The organism is Agrococcus sp. AC640b, assembly GCF_979255995.1.
This window is the reverse complement of sequence record NZ_CEEDMM010000020.1, coordinates 244,600-269,426: the sequence shown is the minus strand read 5'-3', so window position 1 is coordinate 269,426 and position 24,827 is coordinate 244,600. Positions and strand designations below refer to the sequence as shown.

Sequence of the window (24,827 nt, the reverse complement as noted above, 5' to 3'; positions counted from 1 at the left end):
GAAGGAGAGCACACCATGGCACGCTTCCTGAGGATGCCCGGCGTCTCCGCCGACTCGGACGAGGCCGCCCTCGAGGGCTGGCTCGTCGAGGCGGGCGCCACCATCAGCGCCGGCGACGCCGTCGCATCGGTCGAGACCGAGAAGGCCGTCGTCGACATCGAGGTCGACGAGGACGCCGTCGTGCACGTGCTGCTCGTCGACTCCGGCGCGACCGTGCCCGTCGGCGACCCGATCGCCGTGCTGCTCGCGGTCGGCGAGGACGCCAGCGAGGGCGAGGCCCTCGTGGCCCAGCTCGGCGGCTCGTCGGCCGCTTCGGCGCCTGCGGAGGACGCCGAGGTGACGCAGGAGGAGGCGAAGGAGGCCGTCGAGACCGAGGACACCACGGTCGACGTGCCCGAGCCTGCGACGCAGACGGAGCCCGCGCCCGCGGACGACGCCCCTGCGGCCGAGCCCGCTGGCGACGACGCCGCCGAGTCGGCGCCCGTCGCCGCCGAGGCGAACGGCGAGCGTCGGTTCGCGAGCCCCATCGCCAGGCGGCTCGCGAAGGAGCGCGGCATCGACATCGCGACCCTTCGGGGCTCCGGCCCAGGCGGTCGCATCGTGCGCGCCGACGTCGAGGGCGCCCAGGCGCCCGCTGCGGCACCAGCCGCCGCGCCCGCATCCCCTCCGGCGCCTGCGGCAGCGCCCGCACCCGTCGCCGCCCCCTCGGGCGGCACGGCGACCCCGCACACCAAGCTGCGCAGGCTCATCGCGTCGCGGCTGCAGCAGTCGAAGCGCGAGGCGCCGCACTTCTACCTGCGTCGCGACCTGCGGGTCGACGCGCTGCTCGCGCTGCGCGCGCAGGTCAACGAGGGCTCGCCCGTGCGGGTGTCGGTGAACGACCTGTTCGTGAAGGCGGCGGCGCGCGCGCTCGTCGACGTGCCGGAGATGAACGTCATCTGGACCGACGACGCCGTCGTCTCGTACGCCTCCGCCGACATCTCAGTCGCGGTCGCCAGCGACCGCGGCCTCGTGACGCCCACGATCCGCGGCATCGAGGGGCTCTCGCTCGCGGCGCTGTCGACGAAGATCAAGGATGCCGTCGGCCGCGCCAACGAGGGCCGCCTGCAGCAGTCGGAGCTCGAGGGCGGCACGCTGTCGATCACGAACCTCGGCATGTTCGGCGTCGACGAGTTCTCGGCGATCATCAACCCGCCGCAGGCGGCGATCCTCGCGATCGGTGCGGCGACGAGGCGAGCGGTCGTCGGCGACGATGGCGAGCTCGAGGCGGGCTCGGTCGTGACGGTGACGCTGTCGGTCGATCACCGGCCCGTCGACGGCGTCGTGGCGGCGAGGTGGCTCGACCGCCTCGCGCAGCTCGTGGCGTCGCCGCTGCAGATCCTGCTGTAGGCATCGCGCACGACGGCCCCGCACCGGCAGGTGCGGGGCCGTCGCGCGCTGCGGGTGCGAGCAGCGCGTCGCCGCTGCTCAGCCGAAGAGCGCCGCCGCCTCGTCGTAGCGGTGGTCAGGCACGGTCTTGAGCCGGTCGAGGGCGGCGGCGAACGGCACCGACGTGATCTCGGTGCCGCGCAGCGACGCCATGCGTCCCCACTCGCCGCGGCCGGCCATGTCGCTCGCCGCCTGCCCGAGGCGCGTCGCGAGCACGCGGTCGTACGCGGTGGGCACGCCGCCGCGCTGCACGTGGCCGAGCGTCGCCGCCCGCGTCTCGATGCCCGTCGCCGCCTCGATCTCGCTCGCCAGCACCTCGCCGATGCCGCCGAGCCTCGGCCTGCCGAACGCGTCGAGGCCGCGCTCGGCGTGCGCATCGTCGGCGTGGTCGGGCACGAAGCCCTCTGCGACGACCACGAGCGGCGCGCGGCCGCGTGCGCGGGCGCTCACGACCCACTCGGCCACCTGAGCCATGCTCGTGCGCCGCTCGGGCACGAGGATCGCGTGAGCCCCGGCAGCGATGCCCGAGTGCAGCGCGATCCACCCGACGTGCCTGCCCATGACCTCGGCGACCATGCACCTGCCATGCGAGTCGCCCGTCGTGCGCAGCCGGTCCATCGCGTCGGTCGCGATCTGCACGGCCGTGTCGAACCCGAAGGTCACGTCGGTGCCGTCGAGGTCGTTGTCGATCGTCTTCGGCACGCCCACGATGGGGATGCCCTCGTCGACGAGCCTGCGCGCGGCGGCGAGGGTGCCCTCGCCGCCGACGGCGACGACGGCGTCGACCCCCTGGGCGGCGAGCACGGCGCGCACGGCACCCGGCCCCGCGCCCTCGCGATAGGGACTCACGCGACTCGAGCCGAGGATCGTGCCGCCCTCGCGCGCGATGCCGCGCACCTGCTGCCGGGTGAGGGGCACCGCGTCGCCCTCGATCAGGCCGCGCCAGCCGTCGCGGAAGCCCACGAACTCGTGGCCGTCGACGACGGAGCCGCGCAGCACGGCGCCGCGGATGACGGCGTTGAGGCCGGGGCAGTCGCCGCCGGAGGTGAGGATGCCGATGCGCACGAGGGTCCTGCCTGCTCGATCCCGGTCGCGCGCCGCACCATCGTCGGAATCCCGATCGCGCCGCGTCGCGCTACTTGCATATACATGTATAGCGAACAACCGTCCCCCGTGCCAGCGAGGGCATTGCAACGATCGCGTTTCGACTTGTCGCATTCGCCGATCCGCGCCCTCGCGGCTGGCTAGGCTGCCCCGTACCCGGCCGCTGCATACGGCCACCCCATGCACTGGAGGACCCCCTTGAGGAACATTCGGAAGACCGCGCTCGGCGGTCTCGCGACGCTCGGCGTCGCGGCACTGCTCGCAGGTTGCGCGTCGGCACCGGAGGAGGGCCCGGCCGAGTCCGGCGAGGCCACCGCCGACATCTCGCCCTGCATCGTGTCGGACGCTGGCGGCTTCAACGACCAGTCGTTCAACCAGCTCGGCCTCGAGGGCCTCGAGTCCGCGGCAGACGAGCTCGGCGTCGAGATCACGCAGGCCGAGTCGCAGACCGAGACCGACTACCAGTCGAACATCACCAACCTCATCGACGGTGGCTGCGACATGATGATCACGGTCGGGTTCCTGCTCGCGGAGGCCACCGCGGCCGCTGCCGAGGCGAACCCCGACGTGAACTTCGCGATCATCGACGACAACTCGGTCACGGCAGACAACGTGCAGCCGATCATGTTCGACACGGCCCAGGCCGCGTTCCTCGCCGGCTACGCAGCAGCTGCGACGAGCCAGACCGGCATCATCGCGACGTGGGGTGGCGTGAACATCCCCCCGGTCACGATCTTCATGGACGGCTTCATCCAGGGCGCCGAGTACTACAACGAGCAGAACGGCGCCGAGGTGCAGATCCTCGGTGCAGACGAGTACGTCTTCGTCGGCTCGTTCGACGCGGGCCCCGCTGCCGCCGCCACCGCCACGACGTTCCTCCAGCAGGGCGCCGACATCGTCATGCCGGTCGGAGGCCCGATCTTCCAGTCGGCGGCCGAGGCCATCCGCACCGCGCAGGCCGAGAACCCCGACGTGCGCTACGGCATGATCGGCGTCGACGCCGACCTCGCGCAGACCGCCCCGGACTACGCCGACCTCTTCGTCACCTCCGTGCTCAAGGGCATGGCTGAGGGCGTCGAGACCGTCGTCCTCGCAGACGCGGCCGACGAGTTCTCGAACGAGCCGTACGTCGGCACGCTCGAGAACGACGGCGTCGGCATCGCGGGCTTCAACGAGTGGGAGGACCAGGTCCCCGAGGGCCTGGAAGCCGAGCTCGACACGATCCGCACGGCGATCATCGCCGGCGACATCGTCGTCGACTCGCCCTCGTCGCCGTAAGGCATCGCATCGCGTGGGGGTCGGCTTCGTGCCGGCCCCCACGCGTGCGACTACAGTCATGTGACGCGAGCGCCCGACCCGGGCGCCGTCGTCCATCAGCACCCCGGCCCACCCAGTCAAGGAGCGCCCGATGACCCTCGAGCTGCGCGGCATCACGAAGCGCTTCGGCTCGCTCACGGCCAACGACCACATCGACCTCGTGGTCGAGGCAGGCGAGATCCACTGCCTGCTGGGCGAGAACGGCGCGGGCAAGTCGACCCTCATGAACGTGCTCTACGGCCTGTACCGGGCCGACGAGGGCGACATCCTGCTCGACGGCGCCGTGCAGCGCTTCGCAGGGCCCGGTGACGCGATGCGCGCCGGCATCGGCATGGTGCACCAGCACTTCATGCTCATCCCCGTCTTCACCGTCGCCGAGAACGTGCTGCTCGGCCACGAGAAGGAGCTCGGCGGCCTCGCGGGCGCCAAGCGCCGCGTCGTCGAGATCTCGGAGCGCTTCGGGTTCCACATCGACCCCGACGCGCGCATCGAAGATCTCCCCGTCGGCGTGCAGCAGCGCGTCGAGATCATCAAGGCCCTCTCGCTCGACGCCAAGGTGCTCGTGTTCGACGAGCCCACCGCCGTGCTCACGCCGCAGGAGACCGACGAGCTCATGGCGATCATGCAGCAGCTGCGCGACGAGGGCACCGCGATCGTCTTCATCACCCACAAGCTGCGCGAGGTGCGCGCGATCGCCGACCGCATCACGGTCATCCGCCTCGGCAAGGTCGTCGGGGAGGCACAGCCCACCGCGACGAGCGTCGAGCTCGCATCGCTCATGGTCGGCCGCCCCGTCGAGCTCACCGTGCAGAAGGACGCACCCGTGCGCACCGACAACGAGCTCGTCATCGAGCACCTCACGGTGATCGACGACACGGGCCACGCCGTCGTCGACGACCTCTCGCTCACGGTGCACGGCGGCGAGGTCGTGTGCATCGCGGGCGTGCAGGGCAACGGGCAGACCGAGCTCACCGAGGCGATCCTCGGCCTCCAGCGCCGCGCCACGGGCAGCATCCGCCTCAACGGCGTCGAGCTCCTGGGCCGCAGCGTGCGCGACGTGCTCGACTCGGGCGTCGGCTTCGTGCCGGAGGACCGCAAGGTCGACGGCCTCGTCGGCGAGTACTCGATCGCCGAGAACCTCATGCTCGACCGCTACCTCGGCGAGCCGTTCGTCAAGCGCGGCTCGATCGTGCGCGGTGCCCGCGACGACTTCGCCCAGGAGCGGCTCGGCGCCTTCGACATCCGTGCGCAGTCGATCCAGACGCCCGTCGGCACGCTCTCGGGCGGCAACCAGCAGAAGGTCGTGCTCGCGCGCGAGCTCTCGCGGCCCCTGCAGCTGTTCGTCGCGTCGCAGCCCACGCGCGGCCTCGACGTCGGCTCGATCGAGTTCGTGCACGCGCAGGTCATCGCGACGCGCGACGCGGGCATCCCCGTCGTCGTCGTCTCGACCGAGCTCGACGAGGTCGTCGGGCTCGCCGACCGCATCGCCGTGATGTACGGCGGCGGCATCGTGGGCGTCGTGCCCGCCGACACCTCGCGCGACGACCTCGGCATCATGATGGCCGGAGAGCTGCCGGAAGGACTCGCAGCATGACCGACGACCGCACGCCCGGCGACGAGGCGTCCGACCGCGACGCCCCCATGGCCCCCGACCAGGAGGCGACGCAGCGATCGAGCGGCGCGCCCTCTGCAGACGGCGACCGCGACGTCGTGCACGCCCCGACGGTCGTCGAGGTGCCCGTCGCAGACGCTCCGAAGGTCGAGTCGCACGAGCAGAACGAGGACGAGGACCGCTTCGGCAGCGTGCTGCGCGAGATCCTCGGCGGCACGCCCATGGTGTCGCTGCTGGCGGTGGTCGTCGCGTTCGTCGTCGGCGGCGTGCTCATCGCCGCGACCGACGAGGGCGTGCAGGCCGCGAGCGGCTACCTCTTCGCGAGGCCCGGCGACACGTTCGCCGCGATCGCCTCGGCGGTCGGCGGCGCCTACTGGGCGCTCTTCCAGGGCTCGATCTTCAACTTCTCGCGGCCGGAGGGCGGCTTCGTCGCCTTCATCCGACCGCTCACCGAGACGCTGCACTTCGCGGCGCCGCTCATCGCGGCCGGCCTCGGCGTCGCCGTCGCCTTCCGCGTCGGCATGTTCAACATCGGCGGCCGAGGCCAGATGCTCGCCGCCGCTGCAGCGGCCGGCTGGGTGGGCTTCTCGTTCCCGATGCCGCCCGTGCTGCACGCCATCGCAGCGCTCGCCGCAGGCATGGTCGCGGGCGCGCTGTGGGCGGGCATCGCAGGTCTCCTCAAGGCGCGCACCGGCGCGCACGAGGTCATCACGACGATCATGCTCAACTTCGTCGCGCTCTGGCTGCTGTCGTACCTCATCCGCACCCCAGACCTGCTGCAGGCGCCCGGCAGCAACAACCCCATCACGCCAGGCACGCTCGAGTCGGCGCAGCTGCCAGGGCTCTTCGGCCCGCAGTTCAACGTCACGTGGGGCATCGTGCTGTCGGTGCTCGCCGTCGTCGTCGCATGGTGGCTCATCGACCGCTCGAGCCTCGGATTCCGCTTCCGCGCCGTCGGGCTCAACCCGCAGGCCGCGCTGAACGCAGGCATGGACGTCAAGGGCGTCTACGTGCAGGCCATGCTCGTCGCGGGTGCCTTCATGGGCCTCGCAGGTGCGCAGCAGGTGCAGGCGACCGTGACGACGGGCTTCACCTCCGGCATCGACGCCGGCATCGGCTTCGACGCCATCACCGTCGCGCTGCTCGGCCGCTCGAACCCGTGGGGCGTGCTCGCCGCCGGCCTGCTGTTCGGTGCGTTCAAGGCGGGCGGATTCCGCATGCAGGCGGCCGAGGGCGTGCCGATCGACATCGTGCTCGTCGTGCAGTCGGTCATCGTGCTGTGCATCGCGGCGCCGCCGCTCGTGCGCACGATCTTCCGCCTGCCCAAGCCGAGGGGAGGCGCACGATGAGCGCCGTGCAGACCAGCGGCCTCGCAGAGGCCCCCGGCGTCGACGTCGCGCGTCCGCGCAGCAAGCGCGTGCCGATCACGTACGTCGTGCTCACGGTCGTCGTCGCGCTGATCCTCGTCGGGTTCGGCCGCGACGGCGAGACGACGCTGCGCCTGTCGACCGGATCCGACTTCCTGCAGATCCCCGACGCCGTGCTGCCCGCGCGGGCCACGGGCATCGTCGCAGCGCTGCTGCTCGCGGCGATGGCGGGCGTGGCGATCGCGGCGCACGTCGTCCGCCGCCGCGTCGGCCTGTGGCTGCCGGTCGTGTTCGGCCTCGTCGCCGTGCTCGGCTTCCTCGTCTGGGCTGGCGCGACGAAGACCATCCCGCTGCCCGGCCTGCTCGTGCTGACGATCGGCCTGTCTGCGCCGCTCATCTTCGGCGCCCTCGGCGGCGTGATCTCCGAGCGCGTCGGCGTCGTGAACATCGCGATCGAGGGCCAGCTGCTCTCGGGCGCCTTCGCGGCCGCCGTCGCGTCGTCGGCCATCGCATCCGGTCCCATCGGGTCCCTCGGCACGGCAGGCGTGCTGCTGGCGGGCCTCGGCGGCGTCATCGCCGCGATGCTCGCCGCCGTGCTCGTGTCGATGGTGCTCGCCGCGTTCTCGATCAAGTACTACGTCGACCAGGTCATCGTCGGCGTCGTGCTCAACGTGCTCGTGCTGGGGCTCACGAACTTCTTCTACTCGTCGGTGCTCACCGCGAGCCCCGAGCTCAACAGCCCCGACCGGTTCCCGCGCATCCGCATCCCGGGTCTCGCCGACATCCCCATCGTGGGCCCCGCGCTGTTCAACCAGACCGTCATCGTCTACGCGATGTACCTCGCCGTGATCGTGGTGACGTTCGCGCTCTTCCGCACCACGTGGGGACTGCGACTGCGTGCGCTCGGCGAGCACCCGCTCGCCGCCGACACCGTCGGCATCCGCGTGAACCGCTGGCGGTTCTGGAACGTGACGCTCGCGGGCGCGATCGTCGGCATCGGCGGCGCGTACTTCACGCTCGACTCGAACGGCTCGTTCCAGCGCGACATGACGAGCGGCCTCGGCTTCATCGCCCTCGCCGCCGTGATCTTCGGCCAGTGGCACCCGATCAAGGCGACGCTCGCAGCCCTGCTGTTCGGCTTCGCGCAGGCGCTGCAGAACGTGCTGCAGTCGATCGGCTCCGGCGTGCCGAACGAGTTCATGCTCATGCTGCCGTACGTCATCACGATCCTCGCCGTCGCCGGCTTCATCGGGCAGTCGCGGGCACCAGCGGCCAGCGGCAAGCCGTACCTCAAGTCATGACCGACCCCGCGAGCGTCGACTGGGATGCGCTGCACGCGGCAGCGGTCGCAGCCAACGCGAAGGCGTACGCGCCCTACTCGGGCTTCGCCGTCGGCTGCGCGGCGCTCGCCGACGACGGCCGCATCGTGACGGGCGCGAACGTCGAGAACGCCGCCTACGGCGTCACGCTGTGCGCCGAGTGCTCGATGGTCTCGGCGCTCGTCATGGGCGGAGGCGGCAGGCTCGTCGCGTTCACGTGCGTCGACGGCCACGGGGCGACGCTCATGCCGTGCGGCAGGTGCAGGCAGCTGCTGTTCGAGCACGCCGCGCCCGGCATGCTGCTGCAGACGCTCTCCGGCATCCGTACGATCGACGAGGTGCTGCCGGACGCCTTCGGGCCCACGACGCTCGACGCGTACCGCGCAGCAGACGCCTGAGGCCATCCGCCTCGAGGCTCGAAGACGAGAGGGATACCATGGCAGAGGCGCACGACGTCGTCGACCTCATCCGCACGAAGCGCGACCACGGGGTGCTCGACACCTCCGAGATCGACTGGCTCATCGACGCGTACACGCGCGGCTACGTCGAGGATGCGCAGATGGCCGCCCTCGCCATGGCGATCCTGCTGAACGGCATGGAGCGGCGCGAGATCCACGACCTCACGCAGGCGATGATCGCCTCCGGCGAGCGCATGGACTTCTCGTCGCTGGGCATGCCGACGGTCGACAAGCACTCCACCGGCGGCGTCGGCGACAAGATCACGCTGCCGCTCATGCCGCTCGTCGCCGCGTTCGGCGTGGCGGTGCCGCAGCTGTCTGGACGCGGCCTCGGCCACACGGGCGGCACGCTCGACAAGCTCGAGTCGATCCCCGGATGGCGCGCCTCGCTCACGAACGACGAGATGCTCGCCCAGCTCGCCGACGTCGGCGGCGTCATCTGCGCAGCGGGCTCCGGCCTCGCCCCCGCCGACAAGCGCCTGTACGCGCTGCGCGACATCACCGGCACGGTCGAGGCGATCCCGCTCATCGCATCGTCGATCATGTCGAAGAAGATCGCAGAGGGCACGGGTGCGCTCGTGCTCGACGTGAAGTTCGGCTCCGGCGCGTTCATGGTCGAGGAGGAGCGCGCGCGCGAGCTCGCAGCGACCATGGTGGCGCTCGGCAACGACGCGGGTGTCGACACGCGCGCGCTGCTCACGAGCATGGACGTGCCGCTGGGTCTCGCGATCGGCAACGCCAACGAGGTGCGCGAGTCGGTCGAGGTGCTCGCAGGCGGCGGGCCCGCCGACGTCGTCGAGCTCACGGTCGCCCTCGCACGCGAGATGCTCGCCGCCGTCGGCCAGCCCGACGCCGACGTCGAGGCCGCGCTCGCCGACGGTCGAGCCATGGACCGCTGGCGGCGCTTCGTCGTCGCGCAGGGCGGCGACCCCGACGCCGCGATGCCGACGCCGCGCGAGACGCACACGGTCGTCGCAGAGGCCGACGGCGTGCTCGTGCGCCAGGAGGCGCTGCCGTTCGGCGTCGCGGCGTGGCGGCTCGGCGCGGGTCGGGCTCGAGCGACCGACGACGTCGTGCACGCCGCGGGCATCGACCTGCACGTGAAGCCCGGCGACGTCGTGCGCGCCGGCGAGCCGCTGTGGACGCTGTCGGCCGACGACGACACGCGCTTCGAGCGTGCGCTCGCCTCGCTCGAGGGCGCGTGGGAGATCGGTCCCGTCGGCACCCCCGTCGAGCGGCTGCCGATCGTGCGGGACCGCATCGTCTGAGCGATCGTCCCCTGGTGCGACGTCGCGTCGACGAGATCCTGCCGCGGTCGGACGCGGCATGCACCGACCTCGGGCCAAGATGGAGGCATGAGCCAGAACCAGGTCCAGGGCACGTCGAGCGCGTGGAGCGTCACGAGCCTCGTCATCGGCATCGTCTCGATCTTCATGGGGTGGACGTTCCTCGCGCCGATCGCGGGCATCATCGTCGGCGTCATGGCGAAGGGACGCGAGCCGCACGCCCGCACGATCGCCAACTGGGGCATCGGCGTGAACGTCGCGACCCTCGTGCTCGGACTGATCCTGTGGATCGCGTTCGGCGCGCTCGTGCTCGGCGCGATCGGCATCGGCGTCGCCACCTCGGGCTCCTGACGCCCGCGTGACGGTCGACGCAGGCGCGGCGTCCGCGCACGAGTCCGAGCTCACCTGGCTGTCGACGCGCGAGCTCGCCGCCCGCATCCGCGCCGGCGAGGTGTCGGCGCGCGAGGCGCTCCTCGACCAGCTCGCGCGCATCGACGCGGTCGACGCGGCGATCAACGCCGTCGTGACGCGCGACGACGAGCGCGCGCTCGCCGCCGCCGAGCGGGCGGATGCGCTCGCCGCGTCGGGTGGGCCGCTCGGACGCCTGCACGGCGTGCCGATGACGCACAAGGAGTCGACCGACACGGCCGGATGGCGCACGACGAAGGGCTCGCCGCTGCTCGCCGACCGCGTGCCCGATCGCGACGCGCTCGTCATCGAGCGCCTGCACGCCGCGGGCGTCGTGATGTCGGGCAAGACGAACGTGCCCGAGCTCACCGCCGGCTCCCACACCTTCAATCCGCTGTTCGGCACCACCGTGAACCCGTACGACCGGACCCGCTCCGCAGGCGGCTCGTCGGGCGGGGCAGCCGCGGCGATCGCGGCGGGCGTGCAGGCCTCGGGCGACGGCTCCGACATGGGCGGCTCGCTGCGCACGCCCGCGTCGTTCACGAACCTCGTGGGCCTGCGACCCACGAACGGCCGCATCCCGCACGCGCTGCCGTCGGATCCCTGGCAGTGGCTCGCGCAGTCGGGCTTCATGGCGCGCACCGTGAGCGACGTCGCGCTGCTCATGGCGGTCGCGTCGGGGCCAGCGGCGGGTGCGCCGGCCTCGATCGGCGAGCCCGGCACCGTCTTCGACCATCGCGACCTCGTCGACCCGGCCCGGCATGCGCCGGGCTCGGGGCTCGCGGGCCTGCGCATCGCGTGCTCGACCGACCTCGCCGGGCTGCTGCCGGTCGAGCCCGCCGTGCGTGCCGTCGTCGACGGCGTGGGCGACGCGCTCGCCGCGGCCGGTGCGCACGTCGACGACGGCATCCCAGACCTGCGCGACGCCGACGAGGTGTTCCGCGTGCAGCGCGCCATGGACTTCGTCGCCGACTGCCGCGCGCTCGTGCGGCAGGATCCGTCGCAGGTCAAGGAGGCCGTGCGCTGGAACGTCGAGCTTGGCATGCGGCTCACGGCCGACGAGATCGCAGACGCCCGCGAGGCCCGCGTGCGCCTCGCCGCCGAGGTCGAGGCATGCTTCGCAGGCCACGACCTCCTCGTGCTCACGACGAGCCAGGTCGTGCCGTTCGACGCGTCCCTCGAGTTCCCGACCGCGATCGACGGCACGCCCATGCGCGACTACCTCGAGTGGATGCGCGCGTCGACCGTGATCTCGGCGACGGGCTGCCCCGCCGTGTCGGTGCCGTTCGGCGTCACGCCCGAGGGGCTGCCCGTGGGCGTGCAGCTCGTCGCGGCGCCCGGCCGCGACGTCGCGCTGCTGCTCGCGGCGCAGGCGCTCGAGGAGGTCGCGGGCGTCGCAGGACTGCGGCCGACGCTCTAGCGGACCCGCGCGGTCGGGCGCGGCTCAGGCGAGGCGGGCGAGCGCGTCGACGACGTGGCCCCACATGCGCGGTGCGTCGAGGCCGAGCGCGACCGACGTCGGGCACGACTCGGGCGCGGGATGCCGCAGGTCGACGACGGTCTGGCCGGTCGTGAGCGTGCCGTGCAGCTCGATCGCGATGGGCGCGCGCCGCACGGTCATGCAGTCGGGGTCGGCGACGTATGCGACGGCGCACGCGTCGTGCACGGGTGGCCAGTCGAAGCCCTGATCGCGGTACGTGCCGCGGAAGAACTCCAGCAGCTCGAGCGTGAACGAGGCCGGCCGTCCCGGCACTGCGGCGATCGCGTCGAGCACCGCGCGATCGGCGAGCGCCTGATGCGTGAGGTCGAGCCCGACCATGACGACGGGCCATCCCGCATCGAGCACGATCGCGGCGGCCTCGGGATCGATGGCCGCGTTGTACTCGGCGACGGGGGAGTGGTTGCCGCCGGCCGCCGCGCCGCCCATCCACACGACCTCGCGGACACGCTCGACGATGCGCGGCTCGCGTCGCGCGGCGAGCGCGACGTTCGTGAGCGCACCCGTGGGCACGAGCGTGATCGAGCCGGGCTCGGCGGCCATGATCGTCTCGACGATGAGGTCGACGGCGTGGCGCGCGTCGAGCGCGATCGTCGGCTCGGGCAGCTCGGGGCCGTCGAGGCCCGACTCGCCGTGGTACTCCGGCGCCACGACCTGCTCGCGCACGAGCGGTCGATGCGCACCGGCCGCGAACGGCACGTCGACGAGCCCGGCGATCGTGCCGACGGCGAGCGCGTTGCGCGTGACCTTCTCGAGCGTCTGGTTGCCTGCGACGGTCGTGACCGCCACGAGGTCGATCGCGGGGGAGCCGGCGGCGAGCAGCATCGCGATCGCATCGTCGTGGCCGGGATCGCAGTCGAGGATGATGCGGCGGGGCATCCCCTCAGCGTAGGCGGGCGGGCGCAAGGCACGGACATGCAGACGCGACGGCACGCGGCGGCTCGAGTCCGTAGGATCAGGGGGACGGACTGGAGGACGACGTGGACCGCATCCTGCTCGACGGCGTGGACCTCGGCGCGCTGCCGAAGGTGAGCCTGCACGACCATCTCGACGGCGGCCTGCGTCCGCAGACGATCGTCGAGCTCGCCGACGAGATCGGTCTCGCGCTGCCCGCGCAGGGCGCGGAGGCGCTCGGCGACTGGTTCGCCGACTCCGCCGACTCCGGCTCGCTCGTCGACTACCTGAAGACGTTCGACGTCACGACGGCCGTCATGCAGACCGAGGGTGCGCTCGTGCGCATCGCCCGCGAGTTCGTGCTCGACCTCGCCGACGACGGCGTCGTGCACGGCGAGATCCGCTGGGCGCCCGAGCAGCACCTGCAGCGTGGGCTGTCGCTCGACGCGGCCGTCGAGGCCGTGCAGGCGGGTCTCGACGAGGGCGTCGCGCTCGTGCGCTCGCACGGTCGCCGCATCGGCGTCGGCCAGCTCGTCTCTGCCATGCGTCACCTCGACCGGTGGACCGAGATCGCCGAGCTCGCGATCCGCCACCGCGACCGCGGCGTCGTCGGCTTCGACATCGCGGGCCCCGAGGACGGCTTCCCGCCGTCGCGCCACTCGGAGGCGTTCGACCTGCTCGCGCGCGCCCACATGCCCGTGACGGTGCATGCGGGCGAGGCGGCGGGCGTCGACTCCATCCGCGACGCGCTGTTCGCGGGCCGCACGCTGCGGCTCGGTCACGGCGTGCGCATCGCGGAGGACATCGTCGTCGACGACCGCGGCGACGACCTGCTCGTCGAGCTCGGGCACACGGCAGAGTGGGTGCGCTCGCGACAGATCCCGTTGGAGCTCAGCCCGTCGTCGAACCTGCAGACCGGTGCGATCGCGGCGTTCGGCGACGAGATCGACGACCACCCGTTCGACCTGCTGTACCAGCTGGGCTTCCGCGTGACGGTCAACACCGACAATCGGCTGCAGTCCGACACGACGCTCACGAACGAGCTGGCGCTGCTCGCCGACGCGTTCGCATACGACCTCGACGACATCGAGCAGCTGCAGGTGAACGCCGCCCGCTCCGCCTTCCTGCCGGTCGAGGAGCGCGACGACCTCGTCGAGCACATCTCCGACGTCTTCGATCAGCTGCGATGAGCGCGACGCTGCTCGCCGAGGCCACCTTCTCGCCCGGCGTCGCCGCCGCGTCGTGGGAGGACGCCGTGCGCAGCGCGGGACGCGACCTCGTCCATGCGCGCGCCGTGGGTCCCGCCTACGTCGACGAGATGGTGCAGCTCATCGACGACGGCGGCCCGTGGTGCGTCGTCGCACCCGGCATCGCGCTGCCGCATGCTCGACCGAGCGCCCTCGTGCGCCGGCCGGCGGCCGCGATCGTGACGTTGCGAGAGCCCGTCGCGTTCGGGCATGCGCACAACGACCCGGTGCGCGTCGTCATCGCCCTCGCATCGACGACGCAGTCCGAGCACGTGCGCACGCTCGCCGCGCTCGCGGTGCAGCTCGACCGGCCCGGCGTCGTCGACGCGGTCGCTGCGAGCACGACGCATGCGGAGGCGATCGCCGCGATCGAGGGTCCGGGAGCGCAGGCATGAGGATCGTCGCCGTGTGCGGTGCGGGCGTCGGCACGAGCGCCATCCTCGCCACGACGGTGCGGCGTGCGCTGCAGCGGCTCGAGGTCGAGGCCGATGTGACGGCGTCGAGCGCCGACGACCTCGGCGTGGACGCCGCCGACGCGCAGCTCGTGCTCACGACCCCCGAGTGGGCCGATCGCGTGCGCGCCGCCGCAGGCCTCGCGCACGTCGTCGTCGTCGACCGCATCATGGACGTCGACGCCGTCGCGGCCGTGCTCGAGCGCGAGCTGTAGCGCTCGCGCGCGGCGCCGTCGCCGCTCAGCCCAGCAGCGGCCGCATCGCCTCCTCGAGCGCCGTGACGCGCTCCTGCGCGGCGTGAATGCGCTCGTGCGGCGAGCCGTGCGTCGACACGGCGTCGATGTAGACCTTCACCTTCGGCTCCGTGCCGCTCGGGCGGATCATGACGCGTGCGCCGTCGGCGAGCGTCAGGCGCAGGATGTCGCCGATCTGCCCGTGCTCGGGCGTCGCGAGGTCGTCGGCGGCGACGACGGCGCTGCCTGCCAGCGAGGCGGGCGGCGTGTCCTTCAGGCGCTGCACGATCGCGGGGATGCGGCTGCGGTCGGCGACGCGCAGGCTCACCTGGCCGCTCGCGAACCCGCCGAACTCGGCGGCGAGGGCGATGAGCTCGTCGCCGAGCGACGAGCCGCGCGCGTGCAGGTCGTTCGCGAGCGTCAGCACGCGCACGAGCGAGGAGATGCCGTCCTTGTCGCGCACGGTGCCGGGGTTCACGAGGTAGCCGAGGGCCTCCTCGTAGCCGTAGACGAGGTCTGGCACGCGCGAGATCCACTTGAAGCCCGTCGCGGTCGTCGAGAACGCGAGACCGTGCGCCTCTGCGATGACCTGCAGGCCGGGGGAGGAGACGATGGAGGCGGCGAGGGTGCCGTGGCCGTGCGCCGAGCGCGCCGCATCCCATCCCAGCAGCAGCCCCACCTCGTTGCCCGTGAGCTGCCGCCACCCGCCGACGCGGTCGGGGTCCGGGATCGCGACCGACAGGCGATCGGCGTCGGGGTCGTTCACGAGCACGAGGTCGGCGCCGGCGGCGTCGGCCGTCGCGTACGCCAGATCCATCGCACCCGGCTCCTCCGGGTTCGGGAACGCCACCGTCGGGAAGCCGCCGTCGGGCTCGGCCTGCTCCGCGACCTCGACGAACGCCGGGTAGCCCGCGGCCGCGACGACCGCGCGCACCGTGGCGCTGCCGACGCCGTGCATCGCCGAGTACACGACCGTCTGCGGCTCCGTCACCGGATGGCCGGCGATGGCAGCGGTGTCGCGCACGTACGCGCGCCACACGTCGTCGCCGGCGATCTCGACGTCGCCGCGCGGCAGGTCGTCGAACGTCGTCGACGCGGCGACGTCCTCGATGAGCGCTGCGATCTCCGCGTCGACGGGCGGCACGATCTGGCTGCCCTCGTCGGCGCCGCCGAGGTAGACCTTGTAGCCGTTGTCGCGCGGCGGGTTGTGGCTCGCCGTCACCATGACGCCCGCGCTGGCCCCCAGGTTCCGCACGGCATACGCGAGCACGGGCGTCGGCAGCGCCTCGGGCAGCACCGTCGCACGCACCCCGGCGCCCGCCATGATCGCAGCGGCATCGCGTGCGAAGACGTCGGAGTTGCGCCGCCCGTCGTAGCCGATGACGATCGAAGGCGTCGCCTCGCGCTGCGTGAGGAAGCGGGCGAAGCCCGCCGTCGCCTGCGCGACGAGCACGCGATTCATGCGGTTCGGGCCCGCTCCGAGCTCGCCCCGCAGCCCGGCGGTGCCGAACTGCAGGCGTCCTGCGAACGCGTCGGCGATCGCCGCCGCCGCCTCCTCGTCGCCCGCCTCGGCATCCGCGATGCGCTGCGCGAGCTCGTCGCGCGTCACCGGATCGGGGTCCTGCGCGAGCCAGGCGCGCGCCGCCTCGAACGTCACGGTCGGCCCGTGGCCGCGACGACGTCGGCCAGCAGCCGCGAGATCACGGGCTCCGCCTCCCGGCCGGCCTCGATGACCTCCGCGTGCGACAGCGGCGTCTGCTGGATGCCGGCGGCGAGGTTCGTGATCAGCGAGAAGCCCAGCACCTCCATGCCCGCCTCACGGGCCGCGATGGCCTCGAGCGCGGTCGACATGCCCACGATGTGGCCGCCGATCGCCTTCGCCATCTGCACCTCGGCGGGCGTCTCGTAGTGCGGTCCGCGGAACTGGCAGTACACGCCCTCGTCGAGCGACGCGTCGACCGTGCGCGCCAGGTCGCGCAGCCGCCGCGAGTACAGGTCGGTGAGGTCGACGAACGTCGCACCCTCGAGCGGCGAGTCGGCCGTGAGGTTGATGTGGTCCGAGATGAGCACGGGCTGGCCGGGCGTCCACGACTCGCGGATGCCGCCGGCGCCGTTCGTGAGCACCATGATCGACGCGCCCGACTGCGCGGCGGTGCGCACCGAATGCACGACGCGGCGCACGCCGTGGCCCTCGTAGTAGTGGGTGCGCGCGCCGATGACGAGCGCGCGGCGGCCGTCGGCGAGCAGCACCGAGCGGATGGTGCCCGAGTGGCCCTCGAGGGCCGGCTTCGAGAAGCCCGTGACCTCGGTCGCGTCGATCGTGTGCGTCGTCTCGCCGACGAGGTCGGCCGCCTTCGCCCATCCGGAGCCCAGGGTGAGGGCGATGTCGTGACGCTCGACGCCGGTGATGCGTCGGATGTCGTCGGCGGCCTGTCGCGCGACCAGGATGGGGTCTGCGCCCGCGTCGTCGAGGGGGTGATCGGTCATGCAGCCACTCTAGGCAGTCGGCGGATGGGCTCGCATGCTGCGAGAATCGGTGTCGTGAGCGTCTTCGAGCGGCAGCAGCGAGTGGTCATCGTCGGGGGCGGCCCCGGCGGATACGAGGCGGCGCTCGCGGGCGCGCAGCAGGGCGCCGACGTGACGCTCGTCGAACGCGTGGGCGTCGGCGGCTCCGCCGTGCTCACCGACGTCGTGCCGTCGAAGTCGCTCATCGCGACCGCCGAGTCGGCGGCGGCGATCCGCGACGCGTCGGGCCTCGGCGTGCAGTTCTACGCCCGCGGCGAGTCGGGCAGGCCGTCGAAGCCCGAGGTCGCCGTCAACCTGCGCGCCGTCAACAGGCGGCTGCTCGCGCTCGCCGCGCAGCAGTCGCTCGACATGACCGCCGACCTCGAGCGCGCAGGCGTGCACATCGTGCAGGGCGAGGGTCGGCTCATCTCGCCGACGCAGGTCGCGGTGTCGACGGGCCGCAAGGGTGCCGACTTCGACGAGCTCGAGGCCGACACCGTCGTCATCTCCGTGGGCGCGAGCCCGCGCATGCTGCCGGCGGCGATGCCCGACGGCGAGCGCATCCTCACGTGGACGCAGCTGTACGGCCTCGACGAGGTGCCCGAGCACCTCGTCGTCGTCGGATCGGGCGTCACGGGCGCGGAGTTCGCGAGCGCGTACTCGAACATCGGCGCGAAGGTCACGATCGTCTCGAGCCGCGACCAGGTGCTGCCGGGCGAGGATGCGGAGGCCGCGGCCGTCATCGAGGAGGTCTTCATCCGCCAGGGCATGACGCTGCTGGCCAAGTCGCGCGCCGAGTCGGTGACGCGCACCGACGACGGCGTCGTCGTGACGCTCTCCGACGGCCGCACCGTCGAGGGCACCCACTGCCTCATGGCCGTCGGGTCGACGCCGAACACGAAGGGCATCGGCCTCGAGGAGGCCGGCGTGCAGCTCACCGACTCCGGCCACATCCTCGTGAACCGCGTCGCCCGCACGAACCTGCCGAGCGTGTACGCCGTCGGCGACTGCTCGAACGCGCTGCCGCTCGCGTCGGTCGCCTCGATGCAGGGCCGCACGGCGATGTTCCACGCGCTCGGAGACGCCGTGAACCCCATCTCGATGCGCACCGTCTCGTCGAACATCTTCACGCAGCCCGAGATCGCGACCGTCGGGTGGACGTCGAAGGAGATCGAGGAGGGCGTCGCGCAGGGCGAGATCCACACGGTGCACCTGTCGACGAACCCGCGCGCGAAGATGATGGGCGTGCAGGACGGCTTCGTGAAGCTGTTCGCGCGCACCGGCTCCGGCACCGTCATCGGCGGCGTCGTCGTCGCGCCGAAGGCGTCGGAGCTCATCTACCCGATCGCGATGGCCGTGGAGCATCGCCTCACGGTCGACATGGTCGCGCGCGTCTTCCCCGTGTACCCGTCGCTCACGGGCTCCATCGCCGACGCCGCGCGCGCGATGCACCGCGTCACCGACTGACGCGCCCAGCCCAGCCGCGTGCGCGTCGGAGCGGGCGGGCAGCGCTCGGCATCCGCGCATCCAGGATGCGCGGCTAGCGTCGTGGCATGGCAGACGTGCAGATCGACTTCGCCACCCTGAACCAGATGGCGATCGCGATGAAGCAGGTGGCCGTCGAGCTCGAGGATGCCGACGAGCGGCTCGCCCAGATCGTCGACGCGGTCGACGAGCCCTTCCCCGGTCGTTCCGAGCTCGCCCAGACCGTCTCCGACGCGGGCGACGCCTGGGCGTACCGGCGCGGCGTGCTCGTGCAGCGCGCCACCGACGCGGCCTTCGCGATGGACGCCGTCGGCCAGGCGTGGCAGGACTGGGATGCCGGCGCGGGCGTCACGCCCGAGACGACCCTGCCGCCGCTGCCCGGGACCGTCTGATGCTCGACCACACCACTCCGGCGGGACGACCGCTGCTCGAGCTCATGCCGAATCCGGCGACCGTCGCGAGCGAGGGCTCGCGCATGCTGTGGATGGGCGACACGATGACGACGCTCGCCGGCTACGTCGATGCCATCGCGGAGGAGCGGGCGGCGGGCGTGGGGTTCTCGATCGACGGCATCCGCGCCAAGGCTGCGGCCGTCGCGGCCGACCTCCGCGCAGGCAGCGTCGTCTACCAGGAGACCGGCACGGCGCTCGGCGCGTACGCCGTGGAGATGGAGCTCGCGGCGCAGCGGATCTCCGAGGTGTACGTGACGGTCGGCGAGCTCGACGCGCTGCAGGCCGACGTCGAGTTGCAGCTGGCGAAGGCGGGGGAGTCGCAGGGCGTCATCGACGCATACTCGCCCGAGACGGAGGTGGGGGTCTGGCTGCCGAGCACGGTGTCGACGCCGTTCACCCGCGAGAGCCTCGGGCCCGAGGTGCCGTACCGCCTCGTGTCGGCGAGCGCCGCGCAGCAGGAGGTCACGGCCGCGACGACGCTGCTCGCGTCGTACCAGCTGTGGGTCGCGGCGCAGACGCACCTGCAGCTCGTGGCGTACGACGTCCACTACGACGAGTGGGAGGTGCACTACCAGGCGTGCCGCACCGCGGTCGAGGATGCCGTCGCGGGCGTGCTCGACGACGGCTCCGCCAGCGTCTACCAGACGCTCGAGGACCTGCAGACGTTCCTGTCCAACGCGGGTGTCGCGGCCGACGTGGTGTCGCTCGTGCCGTTCCTCGCACCGCTCGCCGTTCCCGCGGGGGGTGTGCTCGGCGGGGCCGAGCTGCTCACCGTCCTCGTGCAGCTCGGGTTCTCGTCGCTCAACGTCGTCGACACGGCCGATGGCCAGACGACCGACGACCTGCTGGATGCGGCAGCCGCGCTCGTGGCGATCATCCCGTTTCTTGGCACGGCGACGAAGCTGCCGGACGGCAAGGTCGAGGTCGCGGGCCTCGACCAGCTGCTCGGCCTCGACGAGCTCGTCGACGCAGGCACGGATCCGTGGAAGGAGTCCCTCGAGGACGCCCCCTACACGCCGCCGGACTTCGAGATCGTCGATCCCGAGGCGTCGCTCTACGAGGTGCCGTGACCGGGGTGCGCGTGCCGCATCCGGCAGGGTGGACCGCGATGGCGGCTGAGGCCACCGACGGCGCAGGCGAGGCCGCGACCGTGGGCGCCGACGCCCACGGCATCCGCGTCGTGCCGTTCCAGACGCTGCAGCCCGACGCCTCGAGCCCGATCGCAGGCGTCGTCGCCGTCGCCGCCTCCGTCGTGCACGCCCCGACGGCCGCCGCCGTCGTGGCATGGTGCGGCGAGCTCGTCGCGCACCGGGCCGCCCACCGCGCCGACCCGAGCACGCGCATCCTGCGCTGGAGCGAGACCGACGAGCAGCACGCGTCGATCTGGTCGCTCGTCACGCCAGACGACCGCTCCTCGACGCGCGCGCTGCTCGTGCACGGCACCGTCGCGCTCGCCGGCCTCGACGCGGCGACGCTGCGCGTCTGCGTCGCGGCGACGTGCGCGATCGCCGACGCTGCGAGGATCGTGCGATGAGGGTCGCGATCGACTGGCCGCGCACGTGGACGGCGGAGGATGCGTCGGCCTCGACGCCAGAGGCGCCCTCGACGTCGTCCGTCGGCGACGAGGAGCGCACGGTGGGCACCGTCGTACGACGCGCCGCCGGTGGCGGGGCACCCCTGCGCGTGCGGGTGTCGGTCGTGCGCGCCGTCGACGGCGCCGCGCCCATCGACCCGCTCGTGCCTGCGCAGCTCGATGGCGAGTCCGACGTGCTCGTGCGCGAGATCGCGAGCAGGCACGCCGTGGAGGTCCGCTCGTTCGTGCCGTGCTTCGAGGGTGGCGTGCCCGCCGAGACGACCTCGGTCGCCTACGCGGTGCGCCTCGAGCGCGCCGTCGTGCTCCTGCGGCTCGAGCGCGCCCCGCGCGACGCCGTCGGGCTCGCGATGCTCGAGCTCGACGCTGCCGCCGCGAGCGTGCGTCGCGCCGGCTGAGGCTCGCAGCGGCTCGATGCTGCGGCGCCCGGCTCAGTCGGGGGCGAGCGGCAGCTCGACCGTGACCCGCAGCCCACCGTCTGGCCGCGCCCGCAGCACGAGCACGCCGTCGTGCGCCGCGACGATGCTGCGCACGATCGCCAGGCCGAGCCCCACGCCCGGCCGATCGCGGTCGTGCACGCGCACCGCGCCGCGACGGAACGGCTCCGTGAGCGTCGGCACGAGCTCGGGCGGCACGACGGCGCCCGTGCTCTCGACGGCGAGCGTCGCCACCCCGTCCCGCACCTGCGTGGCGACGTGGATGCGCCCACCGGCGGGCAGGTTGTGCACGATCGCGTTGTCGACGAGGTTCGTCGCGAGCTGGTGCAGCAACGACGGCGACCCCACGACGGGGGCGGCATCCGTGCTCGCCTCCACGACGATGCCGCGAGCCTCGGCGGCGGGCAGCAGCGTCTCCACGGCCTCCTCGGCCGCGAGCGACAGGTCGACGCGTTCGCGGGCGAACGCGCGGCCGTCGGCCCGAGCGAGCAGCAGCAGCGACGCCGTGAGGTCGATCGCTCGGCCGTTGACGTCGTGCAGGCGTGCGAGCAGCGCTGGCACGTCGGCAGGCGGCGTCGCGCGGGCGACGTCGAGCAGCGCACGCGTCGTCGCGAGCGGCGTGCGCAGCTCGTGCGACGCGTTGGCGGCGAAGCGCTGCTGCTCGTCGACGTGCGCCTCGAGCCGCGCGAGCATCGCGTCGAACACGTCGGCGAGGTCGCGCAGCTCGTCGCCGCGACCCGCGAGGTCGATGCGGTGCGACAGCGACCCCTGCGCCGCGAGCCGAGCGGCATCGCCGATGCGCGTGAGCGGCGCGAGCATGCGGCCGGCGAGCAGCCAGCCGCCCACGAGTCCCAGCATGAGCATCGCCACCATCGCGAGCGCCGCAGCGGGCACGAACGCGCGCTGCAGGTCGCCGCGGCTCGGCACGAACCCCGCCGACGTGTCGATGGGGCCCTCGGGCACGTAGCGCAGCAGGAACAGCCACACGACGGCGAGCAGCAAGGCGCCAGCCACGACGACGGCCGCGGCGTACGACAGCGCGAGCCGCGCCCGCACGGGCACGCCCCGCCTGCGGGGCCGCCGCGGATCGACCGGCGTCTCAACCGCCAGCGGCATCCGACGCTCCCGGCTCGTCCGACGCTGCCACGCGATAGCCCACGCCGGGCACCGTGCGCACGACCCACGGCTCCCCGAGCCGCTTGCGCAACGTCGAGACCGTGATGCGCACGGCGTTCGTGAACGGGTCGGCGTGCTCGTCCCACGCCCGCTCCAGCAGCGTCTCGGCGCTCACGACGCCTCCGCCGGCATCCATGAGCACCTCGAGCACCGCGAACTGCTTGCGCGTGAGCGCTACGTACCGGCCGTCGCGATGCACCTCGCGCCGGAACGGGTCGAGTCGCAGCCCGGCGATCTCGCGCACGGGCGGGCGAGGCCGCGCGCGGCGGCGATCGAGCGCGCGCAGCCGCAGCACGAGCTCCTGCATGGCGAACGGCTTCGTGAGGTAGTCGTCGGCGCCGAGCTCGAACCCCGACGCCTTGTCGTCGAGGCGATCGGCGGCCGTGAGCATGAGGATGGGGGTGCCGCTGCCGCCGGCGACGATGCTGCGCGCCACCGCGTCGCCCGACGGGCCGGGCACGTCGCGATCGAGCACCGCCACGTCGTAGGCGGTGAGCCGCAGCAGCTCGAGCGCGGCGTCGCCGTCGCCCGCGAGATCGGCCGCGATCGCCTCGAGCCGCAGCCCGTCGCGGATCGCCTCCGCCAGGTACGGCTCGTCCTCGAGGATCATGACGCGCACGCCACCGATGCTACGGAGCGGCGGATGTCGCGGGCGTATCGAGAATCCGAGACGCCCTCGCAACGCAGTGCTCGTTTGCCTGGACGCATGCACGCCACCACCGCCCGCACCTCCCGCCGCCGCATCGTCGGCCTCGCGATCGTCGTCGCGCTCGCGGCCGTCGTCGTGCCGGTCGCCGTGCATGCGCTCGCAGCCGAGCCGTCGAAGGTGCAGGTGCCCGGCATCCTCACGGGCGCGCAGCCGCCCGGCGTCGCCGACGGCGCCCTGCCAGACGGCCCCGTCGCGCCGCACGCCGACGTGCCCGCCATCGCGGGCCTCGATGCGGCGCTGCTCGACGCCGTGCGACGCGCAGCCGACGCGGCCGCGGCAGAGGGCATCACGCTCATGATCAACTCCGGCTGGCGCTCCGAGGCGCTGCAGCAGACCATGCTCGACGACGCCATCGAGACCTACGGGTCGCGCGAGGAGGCCCTGCGATGGGTGTCGACGCCCGAGGACTCCGCGCACGTCACCGGCGACGCCGTCGACGTCGGCGGCTGGGATGCCGCCGCGTGGCTGAGCGCGAACGGCTGGGCGTTCGGCCTGTGCCAGACGTACGCCAACGAGTCGTGGCACTTCGAGCTGCGCGAGCAGGCGCCCACGAGCGGATGCCCGCCGATGGCCGACGACCCGACGCAGACGCACTGAGCCGCGGAGACGCACGGAGCCGAGGACGCCCATCCGCGCCCGGGCCCGTCCGCTCAGACCGGCTGCAGCGGCTCGTGGTCGCCCGCGGGCAGCTCGACGACGATCGCGTCGCTCGGTTGCACCGTGCCGCCGGCCACGACGACGCCCATGACGCCCGCCTTGCGCACGACGCGCCCCTCGGCATCCCTGCCGACGACCTGCGCGAGCAGCCCGTCGGAGAACGCGTCGATCTGCGTGCACGGGTTGCGCAGGCCCGTGAGCTCCACGATCGCGTCGGCGCCCAGGTGCAGGCGCGTGCCGCGAGGCAGCTCGAGCAGCGCGACGCCCTCGGTCGTGACGTTCTCGCCCAGATCGCCAGGCTCGACGGCCGCGTCGACCTCGTCGAGCAGCTCGCGGTGGAGGAGGTGCACCTGTCGCAGGTTCGGCTGCGCGGGGTCGCGGCGCACGCGAGAGCGATGCTGCACCGTCGTGCCCGCGTGCGCATCGCCCTCGACGCCGAGGCCCTCGACGAGCACGATCGCGGCACGCCGAGGCTTGGAGAAGCGGTGCCGGTCGTCGCTGCTGACGGACACCACGCTGGCCGAGGTCATGCGTCCAGTGTGCCGCGCACGGCACCTCGGGCACCACGCATGTCGAATCCGGCGCTGGTCATCCGTCTCCTGGATGTGGCACGGTGCCACCAGGAGAGGACACCATGACGACGTACGCGTACTTCATCCACGAGGCCGACTGGGACAGCGACGCCCACCTGCCTGCCGAGGGCGAGCGGGCCGATGGGCTCAGCGAGGAGTTCGGCGAGTTCGGCGCGTTCGAGGAGAAGGTCCGCGAGCTGGGCGGCACCATCGTCGGCGGACAGGCGCTGCAGAACGCCGGGTACGGCGGCCGGGTCACGCCGGGAGGCGAGGGGCGCCGCGAGGAGGACGCCGTGTTCACCGACGGCGCGAACCCCGAGCTCACGGAGGTCGTGACGGGGTTCTACGTCATCGACGTCGACGACGAGGCCGTCGCCAGGCGCATCGCAGCGCACGTGCCCACCGGCGGCTCCATCGAGTGGCGGCGCGTCTTCCCCATGGGGTGACGCGCGCGGCGCGGCGTCAGTCGGCGCGGCCGAAGAGCGTCAGCAGCGCCGAGCCGACGAGCGCGACCATCGCGACGGTCACGATGGCGCACGCGACGAGCACGATCGCCGTGAACGGGTCGGCGGGCGACACGGTGGCGTCGAGGTGCGAGGCTTCGGCGACGAGGTGCATGC

The 24,827-nt window shown here is 72.8% G+C and carries 27 protein-coding genes; 19 read left to right on the top strand and 8 right to left on the bottom strand.

The window, feature by feature from the left end; genetic code table 11:
• Positions 1-15 precede the first annotated feature (15 nt).
• On the top strand, positions 16-1,389 hold the full coding sequence (locus ACZ6H8_RS09925) for a dihydrolipoamide acetyltransferase family protein (protein ID WP_464146620.1): 1,374 nt from the start codon (positions 16-18) through the stop codon (positions 1,387-1,389).
• A 78-nt stretch (positions 1,390-1,467) separates the two neighbouring features.
• Here the strand turns inward: ACZ6H8_RS09925 and ACZ6H8_RS09920 are convergent, their stop codons facing one another.
• Positions 1,468-2,493, bottom strand: coding sequence for a 6-phosphofructokinase (locus ACZ6H8_RS09920; protein WP_464146619.1), 1,026 nt, complete (start codon positions 2,491-2,493; stop codon positions 1,468-1,470).
• 237 nt (positions 2,494-2,730) lie between these two features.
• Here ACZ6H8_RS09920 and ACZ6H8_RS09915 point away from each other — a divergent pair, with 237 nt between their 5' ends.
• The 8 genes from ACZ6H8_RS09915 to ACZ6H8_RS09880 all read left to right on the top strand — a co-directional run bounded on the left by ACZ6H8_RS09915 (position 2,731) and on the right by ACZ6H8_RS09880 (position 11,719).
• Entirely contained in the window at positions 2,731-3,810 is a 1,080-nt protein-coding gene (locus tag ACZ6H8_RS09915) for a BMP family lipoprotein (RefSeq protein ID WP_464146618.1), read from the top strand.
• 130 nt (positions 3,811-3,940) lie between these two features.
• Positions 3,941-5,443 (top strand): ABC transporter ATP-binding protein, encoded by a 1,503-nt coding sequence (locus ACZ6H8_RS09910; protein ID WP_464146617.1) that lies wholly within the window; start codon positions 3,941-3,943, stop codon positions 5,441-5,443.
• Positions 5,440-6,810, top strand: coding sequence for an ABC transporter permease (locus tag ACZ6H8_RS09905; RefSeq protein WP_464146616.1), 1,371 nt, complete (start codon positions 5,440-5,442; stop codon positions 6,808-6,810). The genes ACZ6H8_RS09910 and ACZ6H8_RS09905 overlap by 4 nt, the downstream gene beginning before the upstream one ends.
• Positions 6,807-8,129 carry an ABC transporter permease gene (locus ACZ6H8_RS09900; protein ID WP_464146615.1) on the top strand — a complete coding sequence of 441 codons (1,323 nt, stop codon included), beginning with the start codon at positions 6,807-6,809 and terminating at the stop codon, positions 8,127-8,129. The genes ACZ6H8_RS09905 and ACZ6H8_RS09900 overlap by 4 nt, the downstream gene beginning before the upstream one ends.
• Positions 8,126-8,545, top strand: coding sequence for a cytidine deaminase (locus ACZ6H8_RS09895; protein ID WP_464146614.1), 420 nt, complete (start codon positions 8,126-8,128; stop codon positions 8,543-8,545). Before ACZ6H8_RS09900 ends, ACZ6H8_RS09895 begins: the two co-directional genes overlap by 4 nt.
• Positions 8,546-8,583: 38 nt before the next feature.
• Positions 8,584-9,873 carry a thymidine phosphorylase gene (locus ACZ6H8_RS09890; protein WP_464146613.1) on the top strand — a complete coding sequence of 430 codons (1,290 nt, stop codon included), beginning with the start codon at positions 8,584-8,586 and terminating at the stop codon, positions 9,871-9,873.
• Positions 9,874-9,960: 87 nt separating this feature from the next.
• Positions 9,961-10,242 (top strand): hypothetical protein, encoded by a 282-nt coding sequence (locus tag ACZ6H8_RS09885; RefSeq protein ID WP_464146612.1) that lies wholly within the window; start codon positions 9,961-9,963, stop codon positions 10,240-10,242.
• A 7-nt stretch (positions 10,243-10,249) separates the two neighbouring features.
• A complete protein-coding gene (locus ACZ6H8_RS09880) occupies positions 10,250-11,719 on the top strand; it encodes an amidase (protein WP_464146611.1) in 1,470 nt (489 codons plus the stop codon).
• Positions 11,720-11,743: 24 nt separating this feature from the next.
• Here the strand turns inward: ACZ6H8_RS09880 and ACZ6H8_RS09875 are convergent, their stop codons facing one another.
• On the bottom strand, positions 11,744-12,676 hold the full coding sequence (locus ACZ6H8_RS09875) for a nucleoside hydrolase (RefSeq protein WP_464146610.1): 933 nt from the start codon (positions 12,674-12,676) through the stop codon (positions 11,744-11,746).
• 101 nt (positions 12,677-12,777) lie between these two features.
• Here ACZ6H8_RS09875 and ACZ6H8_RS09870 point away from each other — a divergent pair, with 101 nt between their 5' ends.
• The 3 genes from ACZ6H8_RS09870 to ACZ6H8_RS09860 are packed head-to-tail and all read left to right on the top strand — an operon-like array spanning position 12,778 to position 14,605.
• Positions 12,778-13,881 carry an adenosine deaminase gene (locus tag ACZ6H8_RS09870; protein WP_464146609.1) on the top strand — a complete coding sequence of 368 codons (1,104 nt, stop codon included), beginning with the start codon at positions 12,778-12,780 and terminating at the stop codon, positions 13,879-13,881.
• Positions 13,878-14,333 carry a PTS sugar transporter subunit IIA gene (locus ACZ6H8_RS09865; RefSeq protein ID WP_464146608.1) on the top strand — a complete coding sequence of 152 codons (456 nt, stop codon included), beginning with the start codon at positions 13,878-13,880 and terminating at the stop codon, positions 14,331-14,333. Before ACZ6H8_RS09870 ends, ACZ6H8_RS09865 begins: the two co-directional genes overlap by 4 nt.
• Positions 14,330-14,605: a PTS sugar transporter subunit IIB gene (locus ACZ6H8_RS09860; RefSeq protein ID WP_464146607.1), complete on the top strand. Its 276-nt coding sequence runs from the start codon at positions 14,330-14,332 to the stop codon at positions 14,603-14,605. Before ACZ6H8_RS09865 ends, ACZ6H8_RS09860 begins: the two co-directional genes overlap by 4 nt.
• A 25-nt stretch (positions 14,606-14,630) precedes the next feature.
• Here the strand turns inward: ACZ6H8_RS09860 and ACZ6H8_RS09855 are convergent, their stop codons facing one another.
• Both ACZ6H8_RS09855 and ACZ6H8_RS09850 read right to left on the bottom strand, forming a co-directional pair.
• Entirely contained in the window at positions 14,631-16,280 is a 1,650-nt protein-coding gene (locus tag ACZ6H8_RS09855) for a phospho-sugar mutase (protein ID WP_464146606.1), read from the bottom strand.
• The gene (locus tag ACZ6H8_RS09850; RefSeq protein ID WP_464146605.1) at positions 16,277-17,110 is read right to left on the bottom strand and encodes a purine-nucleoside phosphorylase; all 834 of its coding nucleotides are present in this window, start codon (positions 17,108-17,110) and stop codon (positions 16,277-16,279) included. Before ACZ6H8_RS09850 ends, ACZ6H8_RS09855 begins: the two co-directional genes overlap by 4 nt.
• Before the next feature lie 24 nt (positions 17,111-17,134).
• Here ACZ6H8_RS09850 and ACZ6H8_RS09845 point away from each other — a divergent pair, with 24 nt between their 5' ends.
• From ACZ6H8_RS09845 to ACZ6H8_RS09825, 5 genes are all read left to right on the top strand, one after another.
• Complete coding sequence (locus ACZ6H8_RS09845) at positions 17,135-18,595, top strand: NAD(P)H-quinone dehydrogenase (protein ID WP_464146604.1); 1,461 nt, start codon at positions 17,135-17,137, stop codon at positions 18,593-18,595.
• Between the two features lie 86 nt (positions 18,596-18,681).
• On the top strand, positions 18,682-19,005 hold the full coding sequence (locus ACZ6H8_RS09840) for a hypothetical protein (protein WP_464146603.1): 324 nt from the start codon (positions 18,682-18,684) through the stop codon (positions 19,003-19,005).
• Positions 19,005-20,135, top strand: a complete 1,131-nt coding sequence (locus ACZ6H8_RS09835) for a hypothetical protein (protein ID WP_464146602.1) — start codon at positions 19,005-19,007, stop codon at positions 20,133-20,135. The genes ACZ6H8_RS09840 and ACZ6H8_RS09835 overlap by 1 nt, the downstream gene beginning before the upstream one ends.
• Entirely contained in the window at positions 20,132-20,599 is a 468-nt protein-coding gene (locus ACZ6H8_RS09830; RefSeq protein ID WP_464146601.1) for a hypothetical protein, read from the top strand. Before ACZ6H8_RS09835 ends, ACZ6H8_RS09830 begins: the two co-directional genes overlap by 4 nt.
• Entirely contained in the window at positions 20,596-21,054 is a 459-nt protein-coding gene (locus ACZ6H8_RS09825) for a hypothetical protein (protein ID WP_464146600.1), read from the top strand. Before ACZ6H8_RS09830 ends, ACZ6H8_RS09825 begins: the two co-directional genes overlap by 4 nt.
• A gap of 33 nt (positions 21,055-21,087) precedes the next feature.
• Here the strand turns inward: ACZ6H8_RS09825 and ACZ6H8_RS09820 are convergent, their stop codons facing one another.
• Positions 21,088-22,155: a sensor histidine kinase gene (locus ACZ6H8_RS09820; protein ID WP_464146599.1), complete on the bottom strand. Its 1,068-nt coding sequence runs from the start codon at positions 22,153-22,155 to the stop codon at positions 21,088-21,090.
• Between the two features lie 37 nt (positions 22,156-22,192).
• On the bottom strand, positions 22,193-22,888 hold the full coding sequence (locus ACZ6H8_RS09815) for a response regulator transcription factor (RefSeq protein ID WP_464146598.1): 696 nt from the start codon (positions 22,886-22,888) through the stop codon (positions 22,193-22,195).
• Positions 22,889-22,975: 87 nt separating this feature from the next.
• Here ACZ6H8_RS09815 and ACZ6H8_RS09810 point away from each other — a divergent pair, with 87 nt between their 5' ends.
• On the top strand, positions 22,976-23,575 hold the full coding sequence (locus tag ACZ6H8_RS09810) for a M15 family metallopeptidase (RefSeq protein ID WP_464146597.1): 600 nt from the start codon (positions 22,976-22,978) through the stop codon (positions 23,573-23,575).
• A gap of 53 nt (positions 23,576-23,628) precedes the next feature.
• On the opposite strand, the gene ACZ6H8_RS09805 is transcribed toward ACZ6H8_RS09810, so the two are convergent.
• Positions 23,629-24,165 carry an MOSC domain-containing protein gene (locus ACZ6H8_RS09805; RefSeq protein WP_464146596.1) on the bottom strand — a complete coding sequence of 179 codons (537 nt, stop codon included), beginning with the start codon at positions 24,163-24,165 and terminating at the stop codon, positions 23,629-23,631.
• A 104-nt stretch (positions 24,166-24,269) separates the two neighbouring features.
• Here ACZ6H8_RS09805 and ACZ6H8_RS09800 point away from each other — a divergent pair, with 104 nt between their 5' ends.
• On the top strand, positions 24,270-24,653 hold the full coding sequence (locus ACZ6H8_RS09800; protein WP_464146595.1) for a YciI family protein: 384 nt from the start codon (positions 24,270-24,272) through the stop codon (positions 24,651-24,653).
• Between the two features lie 16 nt (positions 24,654-24,669).
• On the opposite strand, the gene ACZ6H8_RS09795 is transcribed toward ACZ6H8_RS09800, so the two are convergent.
• On the bottom strand, positions 24,670-24,825 hold the full coding sequence (locus ACZ6H8_RS09795) for a hypothetical protein (RefSeq protein WP_464146594.1): 156 nt from the start codon (positions 24,823-24,825) through the stop codon (positions 24,670-24,672).
• Positions 24,826-24,827 lie beyond the last annotated feature (2 nt).

What these genes read in the sequence shown, in the direction of transcription:
- ACZ6H8_RS09925 (WP_464146620.1), top strand. Translation starts at nt 16, where the DNA reads ATGGCACGCTTCCTGAGGATGCCCGGCGTCTCCGCCGACTCGGACGAG.
- ACZ6H8_RS09910 (WP_464146617.1), top strand. Translation starts at nt 3,941, where the DNA reads ATGACCCTCGAGCTGCGCGGCATCACGAAGCGCTTCGGCTCGCTCACG.
- ACZ6H8_RS09905 (WP_464146616.1), top strand. Translation starts at nt 5,440, where the DNA reads ATGACCGACGACCGCACGCCCGGCGACGAGGCGTCCGACCGCGACGCC.
- ACZ6H8_RS09900 (WP_464146615.1), top strand. Translation starts at nt 6,807, where the DNA reads ATGAGCGCCGTGCAGACCAGCGGCCTCGCAGAGGCCCCCGGCGTCGAC.
- ACZ6H8_RS09895 (WP_464146614.1), top strand. Translation starts at nt 8,126, where the DNA reads ATGACCGACCCCGCGAGCGTCGACTGGGATGCGCTGCACGCGGCAGCG.
- ACZ6H8_RS09890 (WP_464146613.1), top strand. Translation starts at nt 8,584, where the DNA reads ATGGCAGAGGCGCACGACGTCGTCGACCTCATCCGCACGAAGCGCGAC.
- ACZ6H8_RS09885 (WP_464146612.1), top strand. Translation starts at nt 9,961, where the DNA reads ATGAGCCAGAACCAGGTCCAGGGCACGTCGAGCGCGTGGAGCGTCACG.
- ACZ6H8_RS09875 (WP_464146610.1), bottom strand. Translation starts at nt 12,676, where the DNA reads ATGCCCCGCCGCATCATCCTCGACTGCGATCCCGGCCACGACGATGCG.
- ACZ6H8_RS09865 (WP_464146608.1), top strand. Translation starts at nt 13,878, where the DNA reads ATGAGCGCGACGCTGCTCGCCGAGGCCACCTTCTCGCCCGGCGTCGCC.
- ACZ6H8_RS09860 (WP_464146607.1), top strand. Translation starts at nt 14,330, where the DNA reads ATGAGGATCGTCGCCGTGTGCGGTGCGGGCGTCGGCACGAGCGCCATC.
- ACZ6H8_RS09850 (WP_464146605.1), bottom strand. Translation starts at nt 17,110, where the DNA reads ATGACCGATCACCCCCTCGACGACGCGGGCGCAGACCCCATCCTGGTC.
- ACZ6H8_RS09845 (WP_464146604.1), top strand. Translation starts at nt 17,135, where the DNA reads ATGGGCTCGCATGCTGCGAGAATCGGTGTCGTGAGCGTCTTCGAGCGG.
- ACZ6H8_RS09840 (WP_464146603.1), top strand. Translation starts at nt 18,682, where the DNA reads ATGGCAGACGTGCAGATCGACTTCGCCACCCTGAACCAGATGGCGATC.
- ACZ6H8_RS09835 (WP_464146602.1), top strand. Translation starts at nt 19,005, where the DNA reads ATGCTCGACCACACCACTCCGGCGGGACGACCGCTGCTCGAGCTCATG.
- ACZ6H8_RS09825 (WP_464146600.1), top strand. Translation starts at nt 20,596, where the DNA reads ATGAGGGTCGCGATCGACTGGCCGCGCACGTGGACGGCGGAGGATGCG.
- ACZ6H8_RS09810 (WP_464146597.1), top strand. Translation starts at nt 22,976, where the DNA reads ATGCACGCCACCACCGCCCGCACCTCCCGCCGCCGCATCGTCGGCCTC.
- ACZ6H8_RS09805 (WP_464146596.1), bottom strand. Translation starts at nt 24,165, where the DNA reads ATGACCTCGGCCAGCGTGGTGTCCGTCAGCAGCGACGACCGGCACCGC.
- ACZ6H8_RS09800 (WP_464146595.1), top strand. Translation starts at nt 24,270, where the DNA reads ATGACGACGTACGCGTACTTCATCCACGAGGCCGACTGGGACAGCGAC.
- ACZ6H8_RS09795 (WP_464146594.1), bottom strand. Translation starts at nt 24,825, where the DNA reads ATGCACCTCGTCGCCGAAGCCTCGCACCTCGACGCCACCGTGTCGCCC.